Here is a 26040-nt window from a genome sequence, read left to right as displayed (position 1 = left end):
CGCATTCAGGTCGAGATTAAAAATTCATCAATTCATCGATATTGCAGGAAGACGTTCTCACGCCCGAACTGGTCACGCAGGGCCTGAATCAGTCCGTCCGCGGGGTCGATGCGCCAACCTTCGCCAAACTGCAGCAGGGCGCGCGCGTCGTTGCCGGTGTATTCCATGCTGATCGGGCACGCGCCGCGATGGCGCTTGAACAGCTCGCCCAGCCACGCCAGGCGGTCGCCCTTGAGGGCGTCGGCATGGATCTTCAGGCGCAGGCTTTCGGCCAGGTTGGTACGTGCATCTTCCATGCTCATCACGCGCTTGACCCGCAGGCGCAGGCCACCGGAGAAGTCGTCATTGCTGACCTCCCCTTCGACCACCACCATCGCGTCGGTCTGCAGCAACGGCTGCGCGGCCATGAACGCATCGGCAAACAGCGACGCCTCGATGCGCCCGGAGCGGTCGTCGAGGGTCACGAAGCCCATCTTGTCGCCCTTCTTGTTCTTCATCACGCGCAGCGCAATGATCATGCCGGCCACGGTCTGGGTATCGCGGGCCGGCTTGAGGTCGATGATGCGCTGACGGGCGAAACGGCGGATCTCGCCTTCGTACTCGTCGATCGGGTGGCCGGTCAGGTACAGGCCCAGGGTGTCCTTCTCGCCGCGCAGGCGTTCCTTGAGGGTCAGCTCGCGGGCGCTGCGGTGGTTGGCATAGACGTCGGCGTCGGCCTCCACGAACAACCCGCCGAACAGGTCCGAGTGCCCGCTGTCGTGGGTGCGTGCGGTCTGTTCGGCCGACTTGATCGCCTCTTCCATCGCCCCCAGCAGCACCGCGCGGTTACGGTCGATGTTGGCCTGGTAGGCCTTGATCTCGTCGTGGAAGAACGGCCCCAGGCGGTCCAGCGCACCGCTGCGGATCAATGCATCGAGGGTGCGCTTGTTGATGCGCTTGAGGTCGACCCGCTCGCAGAAGTCGAACAGGTCCTTGAATGGTCCGCTGCTGCGCGCCTCGACGATCGCGTCGACAGGGCCCTCGCCCACGCCCTTGATCGCGCCCAGGCCATACACGATGCGGCCGTCGTCGTTGACCGTGAACTTGAAGTCGGAGGTGTTCACATCCGGTGCATCGAGGCGCAGCTTCATGCTGCGCACTTCCTCGATCAGGGTCACCACCTTGTCGGTGTTGTGCATATCCGCCGACAGTACCGCAGCCATGAACGCGGCCGGGTGATGGGTCTTGAGCCAGGCGGTCTGGTACGACACCAGGCCGTAGGCGGCGGAGTGGGACTTGTTGAAACCGTAACCGGCGAATTTTTCCACCAGGTCGAAGATGTTGCCCGCCAGGTCCGGGTCGATGTTGTTGGTGGCGCAGCCTTCGATGAAACCGCCACGCTGCTTGGCCATTTCCTCGGGCTTCTTCTTGCCCATCGCCCGGCGCAGCATGTCCGCACCGCCGAGGGTGTAGCCGGCCATCACCTGGGCGATCTGCATCACCTGTTCCTGGTACAGGATGATGCCGTAGGTCGGCGCCAGTACCGGCTTGAGGCCTTCGTACTGGTAGTCGGAGTGCGGGTAGGCCAGCTCGGCGCGGCCGTGCTTGCGGTTGATGAAGTCGTCCACCATGCCCGATTGCAGTGGGCCCGGGCGGAACAGTGCCACCAGTGCGATAAGGTCTTCCAGGCAGTCGGGCTTGAGCTTCTTGATCAGCTCCTTCATGCCGCGCGACTCGAGCTGGAATACCGCAGTGGTCTCGGCCTTCTGCAGCAGGTCGTAGGTCTTCTTGTCGTCCAGCGGGATGAAGTCGATGTTCAGGTCCGGCAGGCCGGCCTTGGCCTGCTCGCGGTTGATCGTCTCCATCGCCCACTTGATGATGGTCAGGGTACGCAGGCCGAGGAAGTCGAACTTCACCAGGCCGGCCGCCTCCACGTCATCCTTGTCGAACTGGGTTACCAGGCCGCCGCCCTCTTCGTCACAGGCAATCGGCGAGAAGTCGGTGAGTTTGGTCGGCGCGATGACCACGCCACCGGCGTGCTTGCCGGTGCCCCGGGTAACGCCCTCGAGCTTGAGGGCCATGTCCCAGATTTCCTTGGCATCCTCGTCGGTCTTGAGGAAGTCGCGCAGCATTTCCTCCTGCTCGTAGGCCTTCTCCAGGGTCATGCCGACTTCGAACGGAATCATCTTCGACAGGCGGTCGGCCAGGCCGTAGGACTTGCCCTGCACCCGCGCCACGTCACGCACCACCGCCTTGGCCGCCATGGTGCCGAAGGTGATGATCTGGCTCACCGCATTGCGCCCGTAGGCATCGGCCACGTACTCGATCACGCGGTCGCGACCGTCCATGCAGAAGTCGACGTCGAAGTCGGGCATCGAGACCCGTTCAGGGTTGAGGAAACGTTCGAACAGCAGGTCGTAGGCCAGCGGGTCGAGGTCGGTGATCTTCAGCACGTAGGCCACCAGCGAGCCGGCACCCGACCCCCGGCCCGGACCTACCGGCACGCCGTTGTTCTTGGCCCACTTGATGAAGTCCATAACGATCAGGAAGTAACCGGGGAAGCCCATCTGGATGATGATGTCCAGCTCGAACTTCAGCCGGTCGAGGTAGACCTGGCGCTTCTCTTCATAGTTGGGCGTGGTGTCCTTGGGCCAGAGCACCGCCAGGCGCTCTTCCAGGCCTTCATGGGACACATGGCGCAGGTATTCGTCGATGCCCATGCCGTTGGGCGTGGGGAAGTCGGGCAGGAAGTGCTTGCCCAGCTGCACCTCGATGTTGCAGCGCTTGGCGATCTCGACCGTGTTGGCCAGGGCGTCGGGCAGGTCGCTGAACAGCTCGGCCATTTCTTCCGGGCTTTTCAGGTACTGCTGGTCGCTGTAGTTGCGCGAACGCCGCGGATCGTCCAGGGCACGGCCTTCGCCGATGCACACCCGGGTTTCGTGGGCGTCGTAGTCGGTCTGCTTGATGAAGCGCACGTCGTTGGTGGCCACCAGCGGCGCGCCCAGGCGGTCGGCAAGGGCCACGGCGGCGTGCAAATACTCTTCGTCGCCGCTGCGGTTGGTGCGCTGCACCTCGACATAGAAGCGATCGGGGAACATCGCCATCCAGTCGCGCAGCAGGGCCTCGGCTTCCTGCGGGTTGTTGCCCAGCAGTGCCATGCCGATATCGCCTTCCCTGGCCGCCGACAAGGCGATCAGGCCCTCGCTGGCCGGGGCGATCCACTCGCGCTCGATGACCACCACGCCATTGCGCTGGCCGTCCATCCAGCCACGGGAGATCAGCTCGGTGAGGTTGCGGTAGCCCTTGGCGTTCATCGCCAACAGGCAGATGCGCGACAGCGGCAGGTCGGGGTCGGCGTTGGACAGCCACAGGTCGGCCCCACAGATCGGCTTGATCCCGCTGCCCATGGCGGTCTTGTAGAACTTGACCAGCGAGCACATGTTGCTCTGGTCGGTGACGGCCACCGCCGGCATGTTCATCCCGGCCAGGGCCTTGACCAGCGGCTTGATCCGCACCAGGCCATCGACCAGCGAGAATTCGGTGTGCAGGCGAAGATGAACGAAAGAAGCCGACATGATGATCCTATAGCAGCACAAAACAACAAGGCCCGGATTGTACCGGGCCTCGATCAAAACTACAGCCTGCGCGGGAGTGGTCAGGCTGAACGGGGGTTGCCTCTACACCGGCAACAGGCAGTTGGCCTGCAGGCCACGGGCCTCGAATGCAGCCCTTACCGGGGCGAACGAGCGCCGGTGAATCGGCGTGGGGCCAAGCCGGGCCAGGGCTTCAAGGTGCAGCGGGGTCGGGTAGCCCTTGTGCCCGCCGATGCCGTAGCCAGGGTAGATCAGCTCGAAGGCAGCCATTTCCCGGTCACGGGTCACCTTGGCCAGGATAGAGGCCGCAGCGATGGCCGGCACCTGGCTGTCACCCTTGACCACCGGCGCTGATGGCACGTTGAGCTTGGGGCAACGGTTGCCGTCGATCAGTGCCAGCTTGGGCGTGATGTGCAGGCCTTCGACCGCGCGCTGCATGGCCAGCATGGTGGCATGCAGAATGTTCAGCTGGTCGATCTCGTCGACCTCGGCGCGGGCGATGTGAAAGCTCAGGGCCTTCTCGCAGATCTCGTCGAAGAGCTTTTCGCGGCGCGCCTCGGTGAGTTTTTTCGAATCGTTCAGGCCCAGGATCGGCCGGCTCGGGTCGAGGATCACGGCAGCGGTCACCACCGCGCCACACAGCGGGCCGCGGCCGACTTCGTCAACCCCGGCGACCAGGTCTTCGACCAGGTTGAAATCCAGTCCGATTTGCATTTATCGATGTTCCAGCAAGGCCAGTACCGCGTCGGCTGCCTGGTTGGAGGCATCGCGGCGCAGGGTACGGTGAATCTGATCGAAGCTCTCGGTCTGCTGCTCGCCACCGCTCACCAGTGGTGCCAGGGTCTGCGCCAGGGCCTCGCTGGTGGCGGCCTCCTGCAGCAGTTCGGGCACCAGCAGGCGCTGGGCCAGCAGGTTGGGCAGCGATACATAAGGGCTTTTGACCAGGCGCTTGAGAATCCAGTAGGTCACCGGGGCCACGCGGTACGCCACCACCATGGGTCGCTTGAACAACAGCGCCTCCAGGGTAGCGGTGCCCGAGGCGATCAATACCGCATCGCAGGCCGCCAGGGCCTGGTGCGACTGACCGTCGAGCAGGGTCAGTGGCAGGTCGCGGCCTTCGAGCATCTGTTCGAGCTGGGCACGGCGCACCGGGTTGGCGCAGGGCGAGACGAAGCGCACCCCCGGCACCAGCTCGCGAAGCCGCTGTGCGGTATCCAGAAACAGTGCACCCAGGCGCCCTACTTCGCCGCCACGGCTGCCTGGCATCAGGGCCACCAAGGGTCCGTCGGGCAGGCCCAGCGCTTCACGCGCTGCAGTGCGGTCGGCCTGCAGCGGGATGGTATCGGCCAGCGGGTGGCCGACGAAACGCACCGGCACGCCCTGCTCTTCATAAAACCGCGCCTCGAACGGAAACAGCGTGAGCATCAGGTCGCAGCCTTCGCGGATCTTCAGCACACGCTTCTGCCGCCAGGCCCAAACAGAAGGGCTGACGTAGTGCACGGTCTTGATGCCGGCCTGGCGCAGTTTCAGTTCGATGTTGAGGGTGAAGTCGGGCGCATCGATACCGATGAACACGTCCGGCTTCTGCTCGATCAGCGTCTGGATCAGCAGCTTGCGGCGCTTGAGCAGCTCGCGCAGGCGACCCAGCACTTCGACCAGGCCCATGACGGCCAGGCGCTCCATGGGAAAGTAGGAACTCAGCCCCTCGGCTTCCATCAATGGGCCGCCGACGCCGATAAAGCGTACCTGCGGAAGGCGGGCCTTGAGTGCACGCATCAGGCCGGCGCCAAGAATATCGCCACTGGCTTCGCCTGCCACCAGCGCTACACAGAGTTGCGCCATGTCAGCGGGTGATGCCGCGGGCGGAGTTCTGGATCGACTTGACGAACAGGTCGACCTCGGGGAACTGCTGGGCGGGCTCGGCCAGTTCGGCGATAGCCTGGTCGACCGTCAGGTTCTGGCGATACACCACCTTGTAGGCGCGGCGCAGGGCATGGATAGCTTCATCGCTGAAACCGCGACGGCGCATGCCTTCGAAGTTCATGCTGCGCGCCTCGGCCGGGTTGCCGAACACGGTGACGAAGGCCGGCACATCCTTGCCGATGGCGGTACCCATGCCGGAAAAGCTGTGGGCGCCGATATGGCAGAACTGGTGTACCAGGGTAAACCCGGACAGTATCGCCCAGTCGCCCACATGCACATGCCCGGCCAGCGCGGTGTTGTTGACCAGGATGCAGTGGTTGCCGATCACGCTGTCGTGCCCGATATGGGCATAGGCCATGACCAGGTTGTGATCACCCAGGGTGGTTTCGCTACGGTCCTGCACGGTGCCACGGTGAATGGTCACGCCTTCGCGGATCACGTTGTGGTCGCCGATCACCAGGCGCGTCGGTTCACCCTTGTACTTGAGGTCAGGGGTGTCTTCGCCGACAGAGGAGAACTGGTAGATGCGGTTGTGCTTGCCGATGCGGGTCGGCCCTTTGAGAATCACATGCGGACCAATCACGGTCCCTTCCCCGATCTCGACCCCGGCACCGACGATCGACCATGGGCCGACCTCGACGCCGTCGGCAATCTTTGCCGATGGATCGATGATTGCCCGAGGGTCAATCAAACTCATAGTTTGCGTTCCGCGCAGATGATCTCGGCCGAGCATACCGGCTTGCCGTCCACCGACGCCTGGCACTCGAACTTCCAGATCTGGCGCTTGCAGCTGATGAACTTGGCTTCGAGGATCAGTTGATCACCCGGCAGCACCGGCTGGCGAAAGCGCAACTTGTCGGAACCGACGAAGTAGTACAGGGTACCGTCCGCGGGTTTGACGTCCAGCATCTTGAAACCGAGGATGCCGGCTGCCTGGGCCATCGCTTCGATGATCAGCACGCCGGGCATGATCGGGTGCGCCGGGAAGTGACCGTTGAAGAAAGGCTCGTTGATGCTGACATTCTTGTAGGCACGAATGCGCTGGGCCTCTACGTCCAAGTCCACCACCCGGTCCACCAGCAGGAACGGGTAACGGTGAGGCAAATATTCGCGAATCTCGTTGATGTCCATCATTTCGGGGGGAAGCCTGTAGTAAAGATAGGGAGCGCGCACGTTCGAGCGGCGCTCCTTTAGCAAATCAAGGAGCGCAGTCTAGCGGCTGGGCGCTCTTGATCAGGAAATGGTATCAGCCTTCTGATGAAGCTTTGTCGCCCGAGGTCACGGCCTCGAGTCGCTTTTCCACTTGTTGAAGACGTTTGGCCATCTCATCCAGCTGGCGAATGCGCGCGGCACTCTTGCGCCACTCACCCAGCGGCTGCATGGCCGTACCGGACGAATAGGCACCTGGCTCGGTGATGGAACGGGTGACCATGGTCATCCCGGAGACGAACACCCCATCACACACATCAATATGCCCGACCATGCCGACACCGCCGGCGATGGTGCAATGCTTGCCGATCTTGGTGCTGCCGGAAATACCGACACACGCGGCCATTGCCGTGTGGTCGCCGACCTGTACGTTATGGGCGATCTGGATCTGGTTGTCGAGTTTCACGCCATTGCCGATACGGGTATCGGCCAGTGCACCGCGGTCGATGGCGGTGTTCACGCCGATCTCGACATCGTCGCCGATGCTCACGCCGCCGATCTGGGCAATCTTCTGCCATACGCCCTTTTCATTGGCGAAACCGAAACCTTCACCCCCCAGCACGGCGCCGGACTGGATCACCACACGCTTGCCGATATGCACATCGTGGTACAGCGTGACACGCGGGGCCAGCCAGCCGCCTTCGCCGATCACGCTGCGCGCACCGATGAAGCAGTGGGCACCGATGGTCACGCCAGGGCCGATCTGCGCCCCGCTTTCGATCACTGCACAGGCACCGATGCTGGCGCTGGCATCGACCTGTGCGTCTGCAGCCACCACGGCGCTGGGATGAACTCCCGCCACAGCCCTGGGCTTTGGATCGAACAGGTGGGAAACACGTGCGTAGGCCAGGTAGGGATCTGCAACGATCAGCGCGTGACCGGCAAAGCCCTCGGCATCGGCAGCCTTGAGCAGGACCGCAGCGGCCTTGCTCTCAGGCAGGAATTTGCGGTACTGCGGGTTGGCCAGGAAGCTCAATTGTCCCGGGCCAGCCTCGTGCAGGGTCGCAAGGCCAGTGATGTCGAGCTCCGCCGGGCCACTGAGGGTGGCCCCGAGGAACTCGGCCAGCTGGCCGAGTTTCATGGTCGCAGTCATGTTCAACGGGACTGGTTCATGCGCTCGATGACCTGGCGGGTGATGTCGTACTGAGGCTTGACATCAATGACCGCGCCACGCTCGAGTACCAGGTCGAAAGCACCCTTCTTGATCACTTCCTCCACTGCGCCGTCGAGCTTGGGCTTGAGCTGTTTGAGCATCTCGCGGTCGGCAACGGCCTTGGCTTCGTTCAGCTCCTTGGACTGGAACTGGAAGTCACGGGCCTTTTGCTTGAATTCAAGCTCCAGACGCTCGCGCTCGCCCTGGGCCATCTTGTCGCCACCCTTGACCAGACGGTCCTGGATGCCCTTGGCGCTGCTTTCCAGGTTTTTCAGCTTGGTCAGTTGCGGGCCGAATTTCTTCTCCGCATCGACCGCGTACTTCTTGGCCGCGTCCGATTCCAGCAGCGCCATCTGATAGTTCAGGACGGCAATTTTCATCTCGGCAAATGCCGGGGTCGCGATCAGGGTCGCAGCCAGTACAGCCAGTTGAGTCAACTTACGCACGATGCACTCCTACAGAATCCGTTGTCGTTTACGCGGGGCAGACCCTTAGAAGGTCTGGCCCAGAGAGAATTGGAACACCTGGGTATCGGCATCGTCCGGCTTCTTGACCGGCATCGCCAGGCTGAAGCTCAACGGGCCCAGTGCAGTAATCCAGGTCACGCCCAGGCCGACCGAACTGGCCAGGCCGCTGAGGCCGACCTTCTCGCAATCCGGCTTGGAGCCGCAGTTGGTGTCGAACACGTTACCCACGTCCCAGAAAACCGAGGTGCGCAGCGAACGCTGGTCCTTGACGAACGGCAGTGGGAACAGCAGTTCCACGCCGCCCTGCACCAGCACGTTGCCGCCGAACGGCAGTGGGTCCTGGTCCGGGTCGCGCGCAGTGCCAGGGTTGTTGCCTTTACTCGGGGTACTGCGCGGGCCCAGGCTGCTGTCCTTGAAGCCACGCACGGAGTTGAAGCCACCGGCGTAGTAGTTCTCGTAGAACGGCAGGCCCGAGGTGCCGCCGAAGCCGTCGCCGTAGCCCAGTTCGGTGTGCAGACGCAGGGTGTAGTCGTTGTTGATCGGCTTGAACAGCTGGCCACGGTAGTCAAGCTTGAAGAACGACAGGTCGCTGCCCGGGGTGGTCGCCTCGAGCACCAGGCTCTGGGAGTGACCACGGGTAGCCAGCACGCCCTTGTTCAGGGTGGACTCCGACCAGCCGGCCGATGCCTTGAAGTTCAGGTAGTTGTCGCCTTCCTTTTTGACGAAGTCGAAGATCTCGTCAACGGTGTAGCGACCGGTCTTGATCTTGTCCTGCTGGGCGGTGAGGCCGAAGGTCAGGCGCGAAGTCTCGCTGATCGGGTAGCCGACGCTGACGCCCGCACCCAGGCTGTCCACCGCATAGCTGGCCACGTCGACGTCGAGGTCGTCGTAGTCGGTGGTGCGGTAGAAGGCGTTGTAGCCAAGGCTCACGCCATCGGCAGTCCAGTAGGGGTCCACGAAGCCGAAGTTGTAGCGGCTCTGGTATTCGGAACGGGTCAGGCCGATGGAGACCTTGTTACCGGTACCCAGGAAGTTGTTCTGGCTGATCGAACCACCCAGGATCAGGCCGGCGCTCTGCGCGAAACCGACGCTGGCGGTGATCGAACCCGATGCCTGCTCTTCGACGCTGTAGTTCACGTCGACCTGGTCGTCGGTGCCCGGTACGGCCGGGGTCTCGACGTTGGCTTCCTTGAAGAAGCCCAGGCGCTCGAGGCGGGTCTTGGACTGGTCGATCAGGTAGGTCGATGCCCAGCCACCTTCCATCTGGCGCATCTCGCGGCGCAGCACTTCGTCCTCGGACTTGGTGTTGCCACGGAAGTTGATGCGGTTGACGTAGGCACGCTTTCCCGGGTCGACGACGAAGGTGATGTCGACGGTGTGGTCGTCATCGTGAGGCTGCGGCACGCCGTTGACGTTGGCGAAGGTATAGCCTTCGTTGCCCAGGCGGCGGGTGATCAGCTCGGAGGTGGTGGTCATCACCTTGCGCGAGAACACCTGGCCAGGCTGCACCAGCATCAGTGCCTTGACCTGGTCTTCCGGCACCTTCAGGTCGCCGGACAGCTTGACGTCACGAACGGTGTACTTCTCGCCCTCGTTGACGTTCACGGTGATGTAGACGTGCTTCTTGTCCGGGGTGATCGACACCTGGGTGGAGGCGATGTCCATGTTGATGTAGCCGCGGTCCAGGTAGTAGGAGCGCAGGCGCTCAAGGTCACCGGACAGTTTTTCGCGGGCATACTTGTCGTCGTTCTTGAAGAACGACAGCCAGTTGGTGGTCTTGAGCTCGAACAGGCTGGCCAGCTCGTCGTCGCTGAACTTGGTGTTGCCCACCACGTTGATGTGCTGGATGGCAGCGACGGTGCCTTCGTTGATCTTGATTTTCAGACCTACGCGGTTGCGCGGTTGCGGCACCACCTCGGCGTCGACCTCGGCCGAGTAGCGGCCCTGGGCCACGTACTGGCGCTGCAGCTCGTTGCGCACACCTTCGAGGGTGGCACGCTGGAAAATTTCACCTTCGGCCAGGCCCGACTGCTTCAGACCCTTCATCAGGTCTTCGGTGCTGATGGCCTTGTTGCCTTCGATCTCGATGCTCGAGACGGAAGGACGCTCGACCACGGTGATGATCAGGACGTTGCCGTCGCGACCCAGTTGGATGTCCTGGAAGAAGCCGGTCTTGAACAGCGCACGGGTGGAATCCACCAGGCGCCGATCATCGGCCTCGTCCCCAACGTTCAATGGCAAGGCGCCGAACACGCTGCCCGCGGAAACCCGCTGCAGACCATTGACACGAATATCGGAGATGGTGAAGGACTCGGCGTGAACTTCAGCGATCATCAGTACGGCGAGAACCGCAGTTAGCAGCAGACGTTTCATGAAGTCCTTTCTTATTCCAACTGGCAATAAACGACCCACCGCGGGACGCGGCAGGTTCGCAATTGAGCGAAGCGTTACAGTCGACCCAAATCGTTGATCAGGGCAAGCAACATCACCCCGACTACCAAACTGATACCGATCTGGACCCCCCAACCTTGCACCCGATCCGAAAGCGGACGACCACGCGCCCATTCGATCAGGTAAAACAGCAAATGCCCCCCATCCAGTACAGGAATGGGCAGCAAATTAAGAACCCCCAGGCTAATGCTCAGGTAGGCGAGGAAATTCAGGAAATCCCCAACGCCGGACTGGGCCGAAGCGCCCGCCACTTTAGCAATGGTTATCGGTCCGCTCAAGTTTTTTACCGAGAGCTCGCCGAACAGCATTTTCTTCAGCGAATCGAGGGTCAGCACGCTCATGTTCCAGGTGCGCGAAACACCCTCGCCCAGGCCCTGCAGCGGGCCATAACTGACCTCGCGCAACATGGCCGCAGGCCACTCCACCGGCGCCACGCCCGCCCCCAGGTAACCACTGGCATTCTGGCCTTCGCCACGGCTGGCGAGGGTTACCGGCAACTCCAGCGTCGCCCCGTCACGCGCCACGCTCAGCACGATGCGGCTGCCGGCACGGCCGCGCACGGTGTCCACCACCTGCTGCCAATCGTCAAGCGCCTTGCCGTCGAGTGCCAGCAGGCGGTCGCCGGTTTTCAGACCGGCGGCCTGGGCCGGCCCCTTGGGATCAAGTTCGGCCAGCACCGGCACCAGCGCCGGGCGCCATGGGCGGATGCCCAGGGAGCGGATCGGGTCGGGCTCGTCGGCACCCTTGAGCCAGGCATCGAGCTTGAGCACATGGCTGCTGTCGGTGCTGGCACCCTCTTCACGCACGCTGACCTGCAGCGCGCCGCTTTCACCCAGCCGGCGCACCAGCTGCAGGTTGACCGCTGCCCAGCCGTTGGTCGGCTTGCCGTCGACCGCGACGATCTCCTGGCCGGCGCTAAGGCCTGCGGCAGCCGCCAGGCTGCCAGCCTCGACCACGCCGATGACCGGCCGCGCCTGCTGGCTGCCAAGCATGGCCAGTGCCCAGAAGAACACGATGGCCAGCAGAAAGTTGGCGATGGGGCCGGCGGCGACGATAGCGATGCGCTGGCGCACGCTCTTGCGGTTGAACGACTGCTCCAGCTGGTCGGCAGGCACTTCGCCTTCGCGCTCGTCGAGCATCTTCACGTAGCCGCCCAGGGGAATGGCGGCCACCACGAACTCGGTACCATGGCGGTCATGCCAGCGCACCAGCGGCATGCCGAACCCTACGGAAAACCGCAAAACCTTGACGCCGCAGCGCCGCGCCACCCAGAAGTGACCGAACTCGTGAAAGGTGACCAGCACGCCCAATGCGACCAGGGTGCCGATAATCATGTAGAGCGCACTCATGTCTTTCTCCGAATAGCGTTCAGCGGGAGCGGGCGCAACCCGTGGCGACGTCGCACCTCAGACCCCGTGACGATCCAACCAGTGCCCGGCCAGGCTGCGTGCACGCTGGTCGGCTGCAAACACCGCCTCCAGCGTCGGCACGGCAACGACCGCTTCCTGGTTGAGCACGTGCTCGATGATACTCGGGATCTGCGGGAAGCGGATGCGCCGCTGAAGAAATGCCTCGACGGCCACTTCATTGGCCGCATTGAGCATCGCAGGGGCACTGTTGCCGGCGTCCGCCGCTTCACGCGCCAGGCGCAGACACGGAAAGCGCTGCTCGTCCGGCGCCTGGAAATCCAGGCGGGCAACGGCGAACAGGTCCAGCGGCGCCACACCCGAGTCGATGCGCTGCGGCCAGGCCAGGGCGTTGGCGATCGGCGTGCGCATGTCGGGGTTGCCCAACTGCGCCAGCACCGAACCATCGACGTAGTCGACCAGCGAGTGAATCACGCTTTGCGGGTGGACCACCACCTCGACCTGGGCAGGCCTGGCATCGAACAGCCAGCACGCCTCGATCAGCTCCAGGCCCTTGTTCATCATGCTGGCCGAGTCGACGGAGATCTTGCGCCCCATGGACCAGTTCGGGTGCGCACAGGCCTGCTCCGGGGTGACGTGCTCCAGCTCGGCCTGCGGCGTTTCACGAAACGGACCACCGGAAGCGGTCAGCAGGATGCGCCGCACACCCACCTGGGCCAGGCCGCGGGCATAGTCACCGGGCAGGCACTGGAAGATCGCGTTGTGCTCGCTGTCGATCGGCAGCAGTACCGCACCACTGCGCTGCACGGCCTGCATGAACAGGGCGCCGGACATCACCAGCGCCTCCTTGTTGGCCAGCAGCACCTTCTTGCCCGCCTCCACTGCGGCCAGGGTCGGACGCAACCCCGCCGCACCGACGATGGCCGCCATCACCGCATCCACCTGCGGGTCGGCCGCCACCTGGCACAGGCCCTGCTCGCCCACCAGCACCTCGGTACTCGACCCCGCAGCACGCAGGTCGGCCTGCAACTGCTGCGCGGCCTCATCGCCCGGCACCACGGCAAACACCGGAGCATGGCGCAGGCAAAGGGCCAGCAGCTCGCCCAGGCGCGAATAGCCGCTCAGGGCATAGGCCTGGTAGCGCTCGGGGTGACGGGCAATCACGTCCAGTGTGCTCAGGCCAATGGAACCTGTGGCGCCCAGCACCGTGATCCGTTGCGGGCGGCTCACAGCGCGCCCCAGTTGGCGGCCCACAGCAGCACGGCAAACAGCGGGATGGCAGCCGTGAGGCTGTCGATGCGATCCAGTACCCCACCATGCCCCGGCAGCAGGTTGCTGCTGTCCTTGATTCCGGAACGGCGCTTGAACATGCTTTCGGTCAGGTCGCCGACCACCGACACCAGTACCACGACGGCGGCACCGAACAGACCGAGGATCAGCTCGCCGGCGCTCCACTCGCGGGTCACGCCCACCACCGCCGTGATCACCAGGCTCAGCGCCAGGCCACCGTAGACACCTTCCCAGCTCTTGCCGGGGCTGACCTGCGGCGCCAGCTTGCGCTTGCCAAAGGCCCGGCCCGAGAAGTAGGCGCCGATATCGGCGCCCCATACCAGGACCATCACCGCCATGATCAGCCAGTTGCCCAGGGGCCAGTGCTTGATCAGCACCAGGCCTTGCCAGGCCGGCAACAGCACCAGCAGGCCGATCAGCAGGCGGCAGGCCACACTGGCCCACAGCTCGCTGGTACGCGGGTAGGTCAGCACCAGCCAGGTGGCCAGCGCCCACCACAGCACCGAAACGCCCAGCACCCAGGGTGCCAGCTCCGGCATCAGGTGCAGCAGCATCAGCAGGCCGGCGACCACCACGGCATAGGCAACGCGCAGGCCCTGGGCGATCAGCCCGGCCAGGCGGGCCCATTCCCAGGCCCCAAGGGTGACCACCAGGCCGATGAACAAGGCAAAGTTCGCCCCGTCGAGCAGGAAAAACCCGCACAGGGCAATCGGCAACAGAATCAGCGCAGTGATGATGCGTTGTTTAAGCATTAAGCACGGGCTCCAGCCTCGACCTGCTCGCTGGTTTTACCGAAGCGGCGCTGGCGCGAAGCGAAATCGGCCAATGCAGTGCGCATGGCCTCGTGTTTGAAGTCCGGCCAGAACAGGTCGGAGAAATACAGCTCGGCGTACGCCAGCTGCCACAGCAGGAAGTTGCTGATGCGGTGCTCGCCACCGGTGCGGATGCACAGGTCGGGCAACGGCAGATCGCCTGTCGCCAGGCACGGCTGCAGCAACTCGGGGGTGATGTCTTCCGGGCGCAGATGCCCGGCCTGCACTTCACGCGCCAGGCGCTGGGCGGCCTGGGCGATATCCCACTGACCACCGTAGTTGGCGGCGATCTGCAGGATGAAGCGATTGCTGCCTGCGGTCAGCGCCTCGGCCTCGCGCATGGCAGCCTGCAATTCAGGGTGAAAGCGCGAGCGATCACCGATGATGCGCAGGCTGATGTTGTTCTCGTTGAGCCGCCTGGCCTCGCGGCGCAGCGCCGAGAAGAACAGCTCCATCAGCGCACCGACCTCGTCGGCCGGGCGCTGCCAGTTCTCGCTGGAGAACGCGAACAGGGTCAGGACCTCGACCTTGGCCTCGGCGCACACCTCGATGACCGCGCGCACCGCATCCACGCCTGCCTTGTGCCCGGCAACGCCGGGCAACAGGCGCTTCTTCGCCCAGCGATTATTTCCATCCATGATGATCGCGACATGGCGCGGCACCGATGGAGGCACACCCTGCTTGGTCTTTTCCATTGAAAAAAGTCCCGGCCCTTAAACGGCCATCAGGTCCTTTTCTTTCTCTTCGGTGGCCTTGGTGATCTGGGCCTCGGTATCTTTGGTCAGCTTGTCGATATCAGCAATGGCGCGACGCTCTTCGTCTTCACTGATTTCCTTGTCCTTGACCAGCTTCTTCAGTTCACCCAGAGCATCGCGGCGAATGTTGCGCACAGCAACGCGCGCGTCTTCGGCTGCACTGCGCGCCTGCTTGGTGAAGCCCTTGCGGGTTTCTTCGGTCAGGGCTGGCATGCTGATCAGCAGCAGCTCACCCAGGTTGGTCGGATTGAGATTCAAACCGGCGCTCTGGATGGCCTTGTCGACGGCAGCGAGCATGTTGCGCTCGAACGCCACGACTTGCAGGGTGCGCGAATCTTTCACGGTGACGTTGGCCACGCCGCTGATCGGGGTGTCGGTACCGTAGTAAGGCACCATCACGCTTGCCAGGATGCTGGGGTGTGCCTTGCCGGTACGAATCTGGCCGAACGCATAAGCCAGAGACTCCAGGGATTTCTGCATACGCGCTTGGGCGTCTTTCTTGATTTCGTTGATCATTTTTGAACTTCCTCGATCAGGGTCCCTTCAGCGCCACCATGCACGATGTTCAGCAGGGCGCCAGGCTTGTTCATGTTGAAGACGCGCAACGGCATCTTGTGGTCTCGGCACAGACAGATAGCTGTCAGGTCCATCACGCCCAGCTTGCGATCCAGCACTTCATCGTAGGTAAGATGATCGAACTTCTCGGCATGCGGGTCTTTGAATGGGTCTGCAGTGTATACACCATCGACCTTGGTTGCCTTCAATACCACGTCGGCATCGATTTCGATGGCGCGCAGGCAGGCGGCGGAGTCGGTGGTGAAGAACGGGTTGCCGGTACCGGCCGCGAAAATTACCACTTCTTTCGAGTTCAGGTGGCGCATGGCCTTGCGGCGATCATAGTGATCGGTCACGCCTACCATGGAGATCGCCGACATGACGATGGCGGTGATGTTGGCGCGCTCCAGCGCATCGCGCATGGCCAGCGCATTCATTACCGTGGCCAGCATACCCATGTGGTCGCCGGTAACGCGATCCATGCCCGCTGCGCTGAGCGCCGCGCCACGGAACAGGTTGCCGCCACCGATCACCAGGCCGACCTGCACACCGATACCGACCAGCTGGCCGACTTCCAGCGCCATGCGATCCAGCACCTTGGGGTCGATGCCGAACTCTTCCGAGCCCATCAGGGCCTCGCCGCTAAGCTTGAGTAGAATGCGTTTATAGCGAGCTTGATAACCACTGCCCTGCTGAGCCATTGCGAATCTCTCCTGCGGCGTTTTGAAAAAAAATCTGGGCGGGCTGTTTTCAGCCTGCTAACTGTAGCGTGGCGCAGCGACTGCGCCAGCGAAAGGGCGGCGTTGTAAACCGCCCCCGCTTTGACAAAGAGGCTGCGCGCGTGAGCGGGCAGCCTCTTTGGGGCGACAGAGGTGACTCTGTCTTACTGCTTGGCAGCAGCCAGCTGTGCAGCAACTTCTTCAGCGAAGTTGTCGACTGGCTTCTCGATGCCTTCGCCTACCTTGAAGTAGGTGAAGGAAACGATTTCGGCACCGGCTTTCTTGGCCAGCTCGCCGACCTTGATTTCCGGGTTCATGACGAAGGCTTGCTCGACCAGGCTGGCTTCGGCCAGGAACTTCGAGATACGGCCTTTGACCATGTTCTCGACGATGTTCTCAGGCTTGCCTTTGATCTTCTCTTCGTTCAGCTGCAGGAACACGGCTTTTTCGCGCTCGATCGCTTCAGCCGAAACTTCCGACGGCAGCAGGAACTCAGGGTTGCTTGCCGCCACGTGCATGGCGATCTCTTTGGCCAGTTGGACGTCGCCGCCCTTCAGGACCACTGCAACACCGATCTTGTTGCCGTGCAGGTAGGTACCGACAACGTCACCTTCAACGCGCACCAGGCGACGGATGTTGACGTTTTCGCCAACCTTGGCCACCAGGGCCTCACGAGCAGCTTCACGCGCAGCGATCAGCGGCGCAGCGTCGGTCAGTTTTTCAGCGAAGGCTTGCTCGACGCTTTCGGCGACGAAGGCCTTGAAGTCGTCTTGCAGGGCCAGGAAGTCGGTCTGCGAGTTCACTTCCAGCAGGACAGCGGACTTGTCGTCGGCCTTGATGGCGATGGCGCCTTCAGCGGCAACGTTGCCAGCTTTCTTGGCTGCCTTGATGGCACCCGAAGCGCGCATGTCGTCAATGGCTTTTTCGATGTCGCCGCCAGCCTTTTCCAGGGCTTTCTTGCAATCCATCATGCCTTCGCCGGTACGCTCGCGCAGTTCTTTTACCAGCGCTGCAGTAATTGCTGCCATTTCAAATTCCTCTTGGATAGGTTTTCAACCATTCCACCCGATACCTGACGGGCGTTCAATTCTGGAAATCCACTGCCAGAGCACATGCAGTTCGCAATGATGCAACGGCGACGCTGACAAGAGGATTTCAAGGTGGCAAAAAGGGGGCCAAGCCCCCTTTTTGCGTGCCGAGTCGACGCTAAGCGTCAGCTACTCAGGCTTCGGCAGCCGGTGCAGCTGCTTCTTCTGCGAACACTTCGGTGCCGCCGGCAACGTTGTTGCGACCACGGATAACGGCGTCAGCCATCGAACCCATGTACAGCTGGATGGCGCGAATGGCGTCATCGTTGCCTGGGATGATGTAGTCAACGCCTTCCGGGCTGCTGTTGGTATCGACAACGCCGATGACCGGGATACCCAGCTTGTTGGCTTCGGTGATAGCGATGCGCTCGTGGTCAACGTCGATCACGAACAGGGCATCAGGCAGGCCGCCCATGTCCTTGATACCACCCAGGCTGCGGTCCAGTTTTTCCAGATCGCGGGTGCGCATCAGCGCTTCTTTCTTGGTCAGCTTGGTGAAGGTACCATCTTCGGCCTGGGTTTCCAGGTCGCGCAGACGCTTGATCGAAGCACGGATGGTCTTGTAGTTGGTCAGCATGCCGCCCAACCAGCGGTGATCGACGTACGGCGAACCGCAACGTGCTGCTTCTTCAGCAACGATCTTGCCAGCGGAACGCTTGGTGCCGACGAACAGAATCTTGTTTTTGCCCTGGGCCAGGCGCTCTACGAAGGTCAGTGCCTCGTTGAACATCGGCAGGGTTTTTTCAAGGTTGATGATGTGGATCTTGTTGCGCGCGCCGAAAATGTACTTGCCCATTTTCGGATTCCAGTAACGGGTTTGGTGACCGAAGTGCACACCGGCCTTCAGCATATCGCGCATGTTGACTTGGGACATGATAGTTCCTTGATAAGTCGGGTTGGGCCTCCACGTATCCCAATGACCAACCCCGAAACCGAAGTCAGGGGCACCCAGGCCATCGTGTCGACACGTGTGTGGGTTTGAGCAGACGGGGCTATCCCCGAAAGCGGCGCATTTTATACCACACAAGTGAGCCGAGCGAAACCGAAAAAACAGACGACACCCGAGGGTTGCACCCGCCCTGCTCATGCAGCGACCAATGCAATCAACATAAATAGTAGGCAATGCCCCGCAGCCCAGGCCCCAGCGCGCCGCCTCGCTCTGTTAGAATCACGCCTTTCCCGTTTCATTTGCGCCTGCGCGCGCCGTAGAGAGCCTGCAATGACCGTCACTATCAAAACCGCCGAAGACATCGAAAAGATGCGCGTCGCCGGCCGCCTGGCCGCCGAAGTCCTGGAGATGATCGAAGAACACGTCAAGCCCGGTGTCACCACCGAGGAACTCGACCGCCTGTGCCACGACTACATCGTCAACGTGCAGCAGGCCATCCCCGCGCCCCTGAACTACAAGGGCTTCCCCAAGTCGATCTGCACCTCGGTCAACCACGTGGTGTGCCACGGCATCCCGGGCGACAAGCCGCTCAAGGATGGCGACACGCTGAACATCGACGTGACCGTGATCAAGGACGGCTACCACGGCGACACCAGCCGCATGTTCCACGTCGGCACCGTGCCGGTATGGGCCGAGCGCCTGTCCCAGGTCACCCAGGAGTGCATGTATAAGGCCATCGAGCTGGTCAAGCCGGGCTGCCGCCTGGGCGACATCGGCGAAGTGATCCAGAAGCACGCCGAAAAGAACGGCTTCTCGGTGGTGCGCGAGTTCTGCGGCCACGGTATCGGCAAGGTGTTCCATGAAGAGCCGCAGATCCTGCACTACGGCCGCGCCGGTACCGGCATGGAACTCAAGGAAGGCATGACCTTCACCATCGAGCCGATGATCAACCAGGGCAAGGCCGACACCAAGGTGCTGGGCGACGGCTGGACCGCCATCACCAAGGACCGCAAGCTCTCGGCGCAGTGGGAACACACCCTGGTGGTCACCGCCACCGGCTACGAGATCTTCACCCTGCGCAAGGACGACACGATCCCGCGCACTTCGGCCTGACCCTCACAGGAACGTCATCGATGCCCCAGGTGGACCCCGAGCTGTTCGACCGCGGCCAGTTCCAGGCGGAACTGGCCCTCAAGGCCAGCCCCATAGCGGCCTTCAAGAAAGCCATCCGCCAGGCCGGCGAGGTGCTCGACGGGCGCTTTCGCAGCGGCCGCGAGATCCGCCGACTGATCGAGGACCGCGCCTGGTTCGTCGACAACATCCTGCAACAGGCATGGAACCAGTTCAGCTGGAGCGAAGCCGCCGACATCGCCCTGATCGCCACCGGCGGCTACGGGCGCGGCGAGCTGCACCCCTATTCCGACATCGACCTGCTGATCCTGCTCGATGACGCCGACCACGAGGTGTTTCGCGACTCGATCGAGCGCTTCCTCACCCTGCTCTGGGACATCGGCCTGGAAGTCGGCCAGAGCGTGCGCTCGGTGGACGAATGCGCCGAACAGGCGCGGGCCGACCTCACTGTGGTCACCAACCTGATGGAAAGCCGCACCATCTGCGGCCCCGAACACCTGCGCCAGCGCATGCTCGAGGTCACCAGCACGGCGCACATGTGGCCGAGCAAGGAATTCTTCCTGGCCAAGCGCGCCGAGCAGAAGGCGCGCCACCACAAGTACAACGACACCGAGTACAACCTGGAACCCAACGTCAAGGGCTCCCCCGGCGGCCTGCGCGACATCCAGACCGTGCTCTGGGTAGCGCGCCGCCAGTACGGCACGCTCAACCTGCATGCGCTGGCCGGCGAAGGCTTCCTGCTGGAGAGCGAGAACAACCTGCTGGCCTCGTCCCAGGAGTTTCTGTGGAAGGTGCGCTACGCCCTGCACATGCTCGCCGGGCGCGCCGAAGACCGCCTGCTGTTCGACCACCAGCGCAGCATCGCCGCGTTGCTGGGCTTTACCGATGACAACCCCAAGCGCGCCATCGAACAGTTCATGCAGCAGTACTACCGGGTGGTGATGAGCATCGCCGAGCTCAGCGACCTGATCATCCAGCACTTCGAGGAAGTCATCCTCGCCGATGACAGCGCCAGCAGCACCCAGCCGCTGAACCCGCGCTTCCAGCTGCATGACGGCTACATCGAGGCGGTGCGCAGCAACGTGTTCAAGCGCACCCCGTTCGCCATGCTCGAGATCTTCGTGCTGATGGCTCAGCACCCCGAAATCAAGGGCGTGCGTGCCGACACCATCCGCCTGCTGCGCGAGCACCGACACCTGATCGACGACGAGTTCCGCAACGATATCCGCAACACCAGCCTGTTCATCGAGCTGTTCAAGTGCGAGATCGGCATCCACCGCAACCTGCGCCGCATGAACCGCTACGGCATCCTGGGGCGCTACCTGCCCGAGTTCGGCCTGATCGTGGGGCAGATGCAGCACGACCTGTTCCACATCTATACGGTCGATGCGCACACCCTGAACCTGATCAAGCACCTGCGCAAACTGCAGTACACCCCCGTGTCCGAGAAATTCCCGCTGGCCAGCAAGCTCATGGGGCGCCTGCCCAAGCCCGAGCTGATCTACCTCGCCGGCCTGTACCACGACATCGGCAAGGGGCGTCAGGGCGACCATTCCGAGATCGGTGCGGTGGACGCCCAGGCATTCTGCAGCCGCCACCAGCTGCCCGCCTGGGACAGCCGGTTGATCGTGTGGCTGGTACAGAACCACCTGGTGATGTCGACCACTGCCCAGCGCAAGGACCTCTCCGACCCGCAGGTGATCCACGACTTCGCCCAGCTGGTCGGCGACCTGGTGCACCTGGACTACCTCTATGTGCTCACCGTGGCCGACATCAACGCCACCAACCCGAGCCTGTGGAACTCCTGGCGCGCCAGCCTGTTGCGCCAGCTCTACACCGAAACCAAGCGGGCCCTGCGCCGCGGCCTGGAAAACCCGCTGGAACGCGAAGAGCAGATCCGCCAGACCCAGAGCGCAGCTCTGGACATCCTGGTACGCGAAGGCACCGACCCGGACGACGTCGAACAACTGTGGTCGCAACTGGGCGATGACTACTTCCTGCGCCACACCGCCGCGGACGTGGCCTGGCACTCCGACGCGATCCTGCAGCAGCCGGCCGACGGCGGCCCGCTGGTGCTGATCAAGGAGACCACCCAGCGCGAGTTCGAGGGCGGTACGCAGATCTTCATCTATGCCCCCGACCAGCACGACTTCTTCGCCGTGACCGTGGCCGCGATGGACCAGCTCAACCTGAACATCCACGACGCACGCATCATCACCTCCAGCAGCCAGTTCACCCTCGACACCTACATCGTGCTCGACAACGACGGCGGCTCGATCGGCGACAACCCGCAGCGCGTCAAGGAAATCCGTGAAGGCCTCACCGAAGCCCTGCGCAACCCCGACGACTACCCCACCATCATCCAGCGTCGGGTACCGCGCCAGCTCAAGCACTTCACCTTCGCGCCCCAGGTGACCATCCTCAACGATGCCCAGCGCCCGGTGACCATCCTCGAGCTCAGCGCCCCGGACCGCCCGGGCCTGCTGGCACGCATCGGCAAGATCTTCCTGGAGTTCGACCTGTCGCTGCAGAACGCCAAGATCGCCACCCTGGGCGAGCGGGTGGAAGACGTGTTCTTCATCACCGACGCCGACAACCAGCCGCTGTCCGACCCTGAACTGTGCCGCCGCCTGCAGGCCGAGATCGTCGAGCAGTTGCGCGTCGACCAGGCCACCGGCGTCGAGATGACCCGCCTCACCCTTTGACCGATTGACGAGACCCAGCGCCAATGAACAACGCTTTGAACCAGCTTCAGCCCTACCCGTTCGAGAAACTGCGTGCCCTGCTCGATGGCGTGACGCCGGCCGCAGACAAGCGCGCCATCGCCCTGTCGATCGGCGAGCCCAAGCACGCCTCGCCGGCATTCGTGGCCAAGGCGCTGGCCGACAACCTCGACAAGATGGCGGTGTACCCCACCACCCTGGGCCTGCCCGCGCTACGCGAAAGCATCGTGCACTGGTGCGAGCGCCGCTTCGGTGTACCGGCCGGCTGGCTGAATGCCGCACAGCACGTGCTGCCCGTCAACGGCACCCGCGAGGCGCTGTTCGCCTTCACCCAGGCGGTGGTCAGCCGTGGTGAGGACGCGCTGATCGTCAGCCCCAACCCGTTCTACCAGATCTACGAAGGTGCCGCGTTGCTCGCCGGCGCCCAGCCGCACTACCTGCCGTGCCTGGACAGCAACGGCTTCAACCCGGACTTCGACGCGGTGCCAGCCGAGATCTGGCAGCGTTGCCAGATCCTGTTCCTGTGCTCGCCAGGCAACCCGACTGGCGCACTGGTGCCGCTGGACACCCTGAAAAAACTCATCGCACTGGCCGACGAGCACGACTTCGTGATCGCCGCCGACGAGTGCTACAGCGAGCTGTACTTCGACGAGCAGGCCCCGCCACCCGGCCTGCTCAGCGCCTGCGTGGAACTTGGCCGCAGCGACTTCAAGCGCTGCGTGGTGTTCCACAGCCTGTCCAAGCGCTCCAACCTGCCAGGCCTGCGTTCGGGCTTCGTGGCCGGCGATGCCGAGATTCTCAAGGCCTTTTTGCTCTACCGCACCTATCACGGTTGCGCGATGCCGGTACAGACCCAGCTGGCGAGCATCGCCGCCTGGAACGACGAGGCGCATGTCCTGGAGAACCGCGACCTGTATCGCGAGAAGTTCGACGCCGTGCTGCAGGTGCTGGCCCCGGTAATGGATGTACAGAAGCCCGACGGCGGTTTCTACCTGTGGCCGAAGGTCCCCGGCGATGACGCGCAGTTCTGCCGCGACCTGTTCGAACAGCAGCACGTGACCGTGGTGCCGGGCTCGTACCTGTCTCGCGAGGTGGAGGGATTCAATCCGGGGGCCGGACGCGTGCGCCTGGCGCTGGTGGCCCCGCTTGCCGAATGTGTCGAGGCGGCCCAGCGCATCCGCGCATTCGTCGAAGGCTGAGCCGGTACGCCTGGTCGGCCGACCGATAGATAAGTAACGCCCAAAGCCCGGTCGGCCCGCCAATCATGGAGCTCCACTCAACAGGAGCTCCAGCATGGACATACCAACCTTGTGCAAGGTCACCCAGGTGGCCGATCAGCAGCAATCCTACGAAACAGCTTTGAAAGAAAACCCGCTCAACGCCCCGCAGCCCTCGCGCTCGGGTCGTCAGAAACGCGGCGTTGCCTACCACAGCCGCCTGTGGGCGCCGGGCCGCACCCTGCTCATCGCCTTCGCGGCCGACATACCGGAACAGACGCAACAGAGCATCTTCGAGGTTGCCTGCCAATGGCTGGCGTACGCCAACCTCAAGTTCCAGCGCACCGCCGACTGGGCCGAAGCACAGATCAGGATCGAGATGAAGCCAAGCGGCACGGGGATCAACCATTCACTGGTCGGGACCGACGCCTTGCTCCGCGAAGACAGCACCATGACCCTCAGCGACTGGCCTGGCGATGAGCAGTTCCAGCGCAGCGTGCTGCATGAGTTCGGGCACGCGCTGGGCCTGGACCATGAACATCAGCACCCGGATGCGGACATCCAGTGGAACCTGGCCAAGCTGCTGGAATACGCCGAACAGGTCGGCATGCCCATGGAAGAGATTGCTGAAAACTTCCTCAACAGGATCGAACGCACGCAGGCATTGCACAACGCCTACGACCCGGGTTCGGTCATGCACTACCCGATTCCGGCCACCTTCACCCTGAACAATGTGGCTTTCACCGGCTCGGCGCAGCTCAGCGACGGCGACAAGGCGCTGGCGGGCAAGGCCTACCCCTTCACCCCGGTACACCCGTGAAGTGCACCCCGCCCAGCCCGGCAGCGGGCGGGACCTGGGCGCCAGCGTGCGCCTGACCTGTCCGCGCGACTGACCCTCAGCGCGGGGCCGCCATGCGACCCCGAGCACTTCACTTGACCGGCCCCAGGTTGGCCTCGCTCATGTCCAGCTCACCCAGCACCTGGCGCACCACGTCATCACCGATCTGGTGCTGGCGGTGCAGGCTGTACAGCTCCAGGCGCTGCGCCCGCAGCGCCCGCAGGCGCAGGCGTCGCTCCAGCTGATCCATCTGCGCGGCCAGCGCCTGGGCCTCGGCACTGTCGTTGAACACGTCCAGTTGCTGCCGGTACTCGGCCATCAGGCGCGCCTTCAACTCGGCGGCCAGTGCGGCCTGGGAGGCATCCTGGGGCGCGCCGGGCTCCACCAGCTCCTCGGCCTCCAACGCATGGATCGCCGCCTCGGCGGTGCGCCGCCAGGCCTCGCGCGCCTCCTGGCGCAGGGTATCGTCGGGGCTCTTCTCCACCCCGCGCAGCAGCAACGGCAAGGCAATGCAGGCCGATACCAGCGACAGCAGAATCACCCCTGCGGCAATGAAGATCAGCAGGTCGCGTTCGGGGAACGCCTTGCCCGCGCCGATCAGCAGCGGCACCGACATCACGCCCGCCAGGGTCACCGCCCCGCGCACGCCGCCCACGGTCAGCAGCCAGCACGAACGCGCGTTGGGCACCAGCACCAGGTCTTCCTTGCCGCGCCAGCGCCGGATCACCCCGATCAGGCGCCAGATGCTCTGCACCCAGATGAACCGCAGCGCCAGCAACACCAGGAAGATCGCCAGCACATCCAGGCAGCGGTACAGCAGGGTTGGCCACAGCGATGCCTCATGACTGGTCACCGCCTTGGCGATATCGGGCAGTTGCAGGCCCAGCAGCAGGAAGATCAGGCCGTTGAAGGCGAACTCCAGCAGCGACCACACACTGCGGTTGAGCAGGCGCGTGCTGGTCTGGCGCGGCAGCAGGTCAAGCCAGCTCTGCATCATGCCCGCCGCCACCGCCGAGAGAATGCCCGAGGCGCCCAGGCGCTCGGCCAGCACATAGGCGGCGAACGGCAGCAACAGCATGAACACCACGTGGGTGGCCGGGTCGTCCCAGCCGCGCGCGATCATCCACACCCGCAGGCGCCCCACCAACCAGCTCAGCGCCACGCCGATGGCCAGGCCACCCACGGCCACCAGCACGAAGGTCACACTGGCCTCGGCCAGCGAGAACACCCCGGTGATCGCCGCCACCAGCGCAAACTTGAACGTCACCAGGCCCGAGGCATCGTTCATCAGCGCCTCACCCTGCAGCATGTGCATCAACGGGGTGGGCAGGCGATCCTGGCTGATTGCCGACACCGCCACCGCGTCGGTGGGCGACAGCACAGCGGCCAGGGCAAAGGCCACCGGCAGCGGTATGCTCGGCAGGATCCAGTGGATGAAATAGCCGGCCCCCACCACCGTGAACAGCACCAGCCCCACCGCCAGGGTCAGGATCGGCCCGCGCAGGCGCCAGAACTCGCGCTTGGGCATGCGCCAGCCATCGGAGAACAGCAACGGGGGCAAGAACAGGAACAGAAACAGCTCAGGGTCCAGGGCCACGTGCAGGCCCAGGGTCGGCCAGGCCAACAGCGCACCGGCACCAATCTGCACCAGCGGCAGTGGCAGCGGGATCAATCGCCCCACCAGTTTCGAGACACTGACCAGCATCAGCAGGATGAGAACGGTATAGGCTGACTGCATACGGCGTGTTTTTCCTGTTCAGTTTCAAATACGCTCAACGGCCAGGGTTATGCCATTGAAACAACATGTTACCGGGATCTGCATGAACACAACCGCTCCACCTAAGTCGCAGACCCGCCGGCAATCTGTAACACAATGCTACA

21 protein-coding genes are annotated in these 26040 nt (G+C 63.4%); 4 read left to right on the top strand and 17 right to left on the bottom strand.

Going from position 1 to position 26040, the window contains the following annotated elements; genetic code table 11:
- Positions 1-32 precede the first annotated feature (32 nt).
- From dnaE to rpsB, 16 genes are all read right to left on the bottom strand, one after another.
- The gene (gene dnaE / locus KH389_RS06015; RefSeq protein WP_213607024.1) at positions 33-3554 is read right to left on the bottom strand and encodes a DNA polymerase III subunit alpha; all 3522 of its coding nucleotides are present in this window, start codon (positions 3552-3554) and stop codon (positions 33-35) included.
- A 102-nt stretch (positions 3555-3656) separates the two neighbouring features.
- Positions 3657-4286: a ribonuclease HII gene (rnhB, locus tag KH389_RS06010; protein WP_210014264.1), complete on the bottom strand. Its 630-nt coding sequence runs from the start codon at positions 4284-4286 to the stop codon at positions 3657-3659.
- Positions 4287-5414 (bottom strand): lipid-A-disaccharide synthase, encoded by a 1128-nt coding sequence (gene lpxB / locus KH389_RS06005; RefSeq protein ID WP_213607023.1) that lies wholly within the window; start codon positions 5412-5414, stop codon positions 4287-4289. It lies immediately after the preceding gene.
- A 1-nt stretch (position 5415) separates the two neighbouring features.
- Complete coding sequence (gene lpxA / locus KH389_RS06000) at positions 5416-6192, bottom strand: acyl-ACP--UDP-N-acetylglucosamine O-acyltransferase (RefSeq protein WP_088514540.1); 777 nt, start codon at positions 6190-6192, stop codon at positions 5416-5418.
- Positions 6189-6629 carry a 3-hydroxyacyl-ACP dehydratase FabZ gene (gene fabZ / locus KH389_RS05995; protein WP_038613986.1) on the bottom strand — a complete coding sequence of 147 codons (441 nt, stop codon included), beginning with the start codon at positions 6627-6629 and terminating at the stop codon, positions 6189-6191. Before fabZ ends, lpxA begins: the two co-directional genes overlap by 4 nt.
- Positions 6630-6741: 112 nt before the next feature.
- Entirely contained in the window at positions 6742-7797 is a 1056-nt protein-coding gene (gene lpxD / locus KH389_RS05990; RefSeq protein WP_058541488.1) for a UDP-3-O-(3-hydroxymyristoyl)glucosamine N-acyltransferase, read from the bottom strand.
- A gap of 2 nt (positions 7798-7799) precedes the next feature.
- Positions 7800-8303, bottom strand: a complete 504-nt coding sequence (locus KH389_RS05985; protein ID WP_043863260.1) for an OmpH/Skp family outer membrane protein — start codon at positions 8301-8303, stop codon at positions 7800-7802.
- A 45-nt stretch (positions 8304-8348) separates the two neighbouring features.
- Positions 8349-10697: an outer membrane protein assembly factor BamA gene (gene bamA / locus KH389_RS05980; RefSeq protein ID WP_043863259.1), complete on the bottom strand. Its 2349-nt coding sequence runs from the start codon at positions 10695-10697 to the stop codon at positions 8349-8351.
- A 74-nt stretch (positions 10698-10771) separates the two neighbouring features.
- Entirely contained in the window at positions 10772-12124 is a 1353-nt protein-coding gene (gene rseP, locus KH389_RS05975) for an RIP metalloprotease RseP (protein WP_213607022.1), read from the bottom strand.
- A 57-nt stretch (positions 12125-12181) separates the two neighbouring features.
- Positions 12182-13372 (bottom strand): 1-deoxy-D-xylulose-5-phosphate reductoisomerase, encoded by a 1191-nt coding sequence (gene ispC / locus KH389_RS05970; protein WP_043863257.1) that lies wholly within the window; start codon positions 13370-13372, stop codon positions 12182-12184.
- Positions 13369-14184, bottom strand: a complete 816-nt coding sequence (locus tag KH389_RS05965) for a phosphatidate cytidylyltransferase (RefSeq protein ID WP_054915002.1) — start codon at positions 14182-14184, stop codon at positions 13369-13371. Before KH389_RS05965 ends, ispC begins: the two co-directional genes overlap by 4 nt.
- A complete protein-coding gene (gene uppS, locus KH389_RS05960) occupies positions 14184-14939 on the bottom strand; it encodes a polyprenyl diphosphate synthase (RefSeq protein WP_043863255.1) in 756 nt (251 codons plus the stop codon). The genes KH389_RS05965 and uppS overlap by 1 nt, the downstream gene beginning before the upstream one ends.
- Positions 14940-14957: 18 nt before the next feature.
- Positions 14958-15515: a ribosome recycling factor gene (gene frr / locus KH389_RS05955; RefSeq protein WP_043863254.1), complete on the bottom strand. Its 558-nt coding sequence runs from the start codon at positions 15513-15515 to the stop codon at positions 14958-14960.
- Entirely contained in the window at positions 15512-16255 is a 744-nt protein-coding gene (gene pyrH, locus KH389_RS05950; RefSeq protein ID WP_038614006.1) for a UMP kinase, read from the bottom strand. The genes frr and pyrH overlap by 4 nt, the downstream gene beginning before the upstream one ends.
- Before the next feature lie 182 nt (positions 16256-16437).
- Positions 16438-17301, bottom strand: coding sequence for a translation elongation factor Ts (gene tsf, locus KH389_RS05945; RefSeq protein ID WP_043863253.1), 864 nt, complete (start codon positions 17299-17301; stop codon positions 16438-16440).
- A gap of 193 nt (positions 17302-17494) precedes the next feature.
- Positions 17495-18235, bottom strand: a complete 741-nt coding sequence (rpsB, locus tag KH389_RS05940; protein WP_043863252.1) for a 30S ribosomal protein S2 — start codon at positions 18233-18235, stop codon at positions 17495-17497.
- A 345-nt stretch (positions 18236-18580) separates the two neighbouring features.
- Here rpsB and map point away from each other — a divergent pair, with 345 nt between their 5' ends.
- The 4 genes from map (at position 18581) to KH389_RS05920 (ending at position 24141) form a co-directional block, all read left to right on the top strand.
- The gene (map, locus tag KH389_RS05935; RefSeq protein ID WP_043863251.1) at positions 18581-19363 is read left to right on the top strand and encodes a type I methionyl aminopeptidase; all 783 of its coding nucleotides are present in this window, start codon (positions 18581-18583) and stop codon (positions 19361-19363) included.
- Positions 19364-19383: 20 nt separating this feature from the next.
- Complete coding sequence (locus KH389_RS05930) at positions 19384-22086, top strand: [protein-PII] uridylyltransferase (protein WP_043863250.1); 2703 nt, start codon at positions 19384-19386, stop codon at positions 22084-22086.
- Between the two features lie 23 nt (positions 22087-22109).
- Entirely contained in the window at positions 22110-23303 is a 1194-nt protein-coding gene (dapC, locus tag KH389_RS05925) for a succinyldiaminopimelate transaminase (RefSeq protein ID WP_054915003.1), read from the top strand.
- Positions 23304-23397: 94 nt separating this feature from the next.
- Positions 23398-24141 carry a M12 family metallopeptidase gene (locus KH389_RS05920; RefSeq protein ID WP_116053058.1) on the top strand — a complete coding sequence of 248 codons (744 nt, stop codon included), beginning with the start codon at positions 23398-23400 and terminating at the stop codon, positions 24139-24141.
- A 109-nt stretch (positions 24142-24250) separates the two neighbouring features.
- Here the strand turns inward: KH389_RS05920 and KH389_RS05915 are convergent, their stop codons facing one another.
- Positions 24251-25897 (bottom strand): Na+/H+ antiporter, encoded by a 1647-nt coding sequence (locus KH389_RS05915; RefSeq protein ID WP_213607021.1) that lies wholly within the window; start codon positions 25895-25897, stop codon positions 24251-24253.
- Between the last annotated feature and the right edge of the window lie 143 nt (positions 25898-26040).

It is taken from the genome of Pseudomonas qingdaonensis (genome assembly GCF_018398475.1).
GTDB classification, from domain to species: domain Bacteria; phylum Pseudomonadota; class Gammaproteobacteria; order Pseudomonadales; family Pseudomonadaceae; genus Aquipseudomonas; species Aquipseudomonas palmensis.
This window is presented reverse-complemented; position numbering and strand designations above follow the sequence as displayed.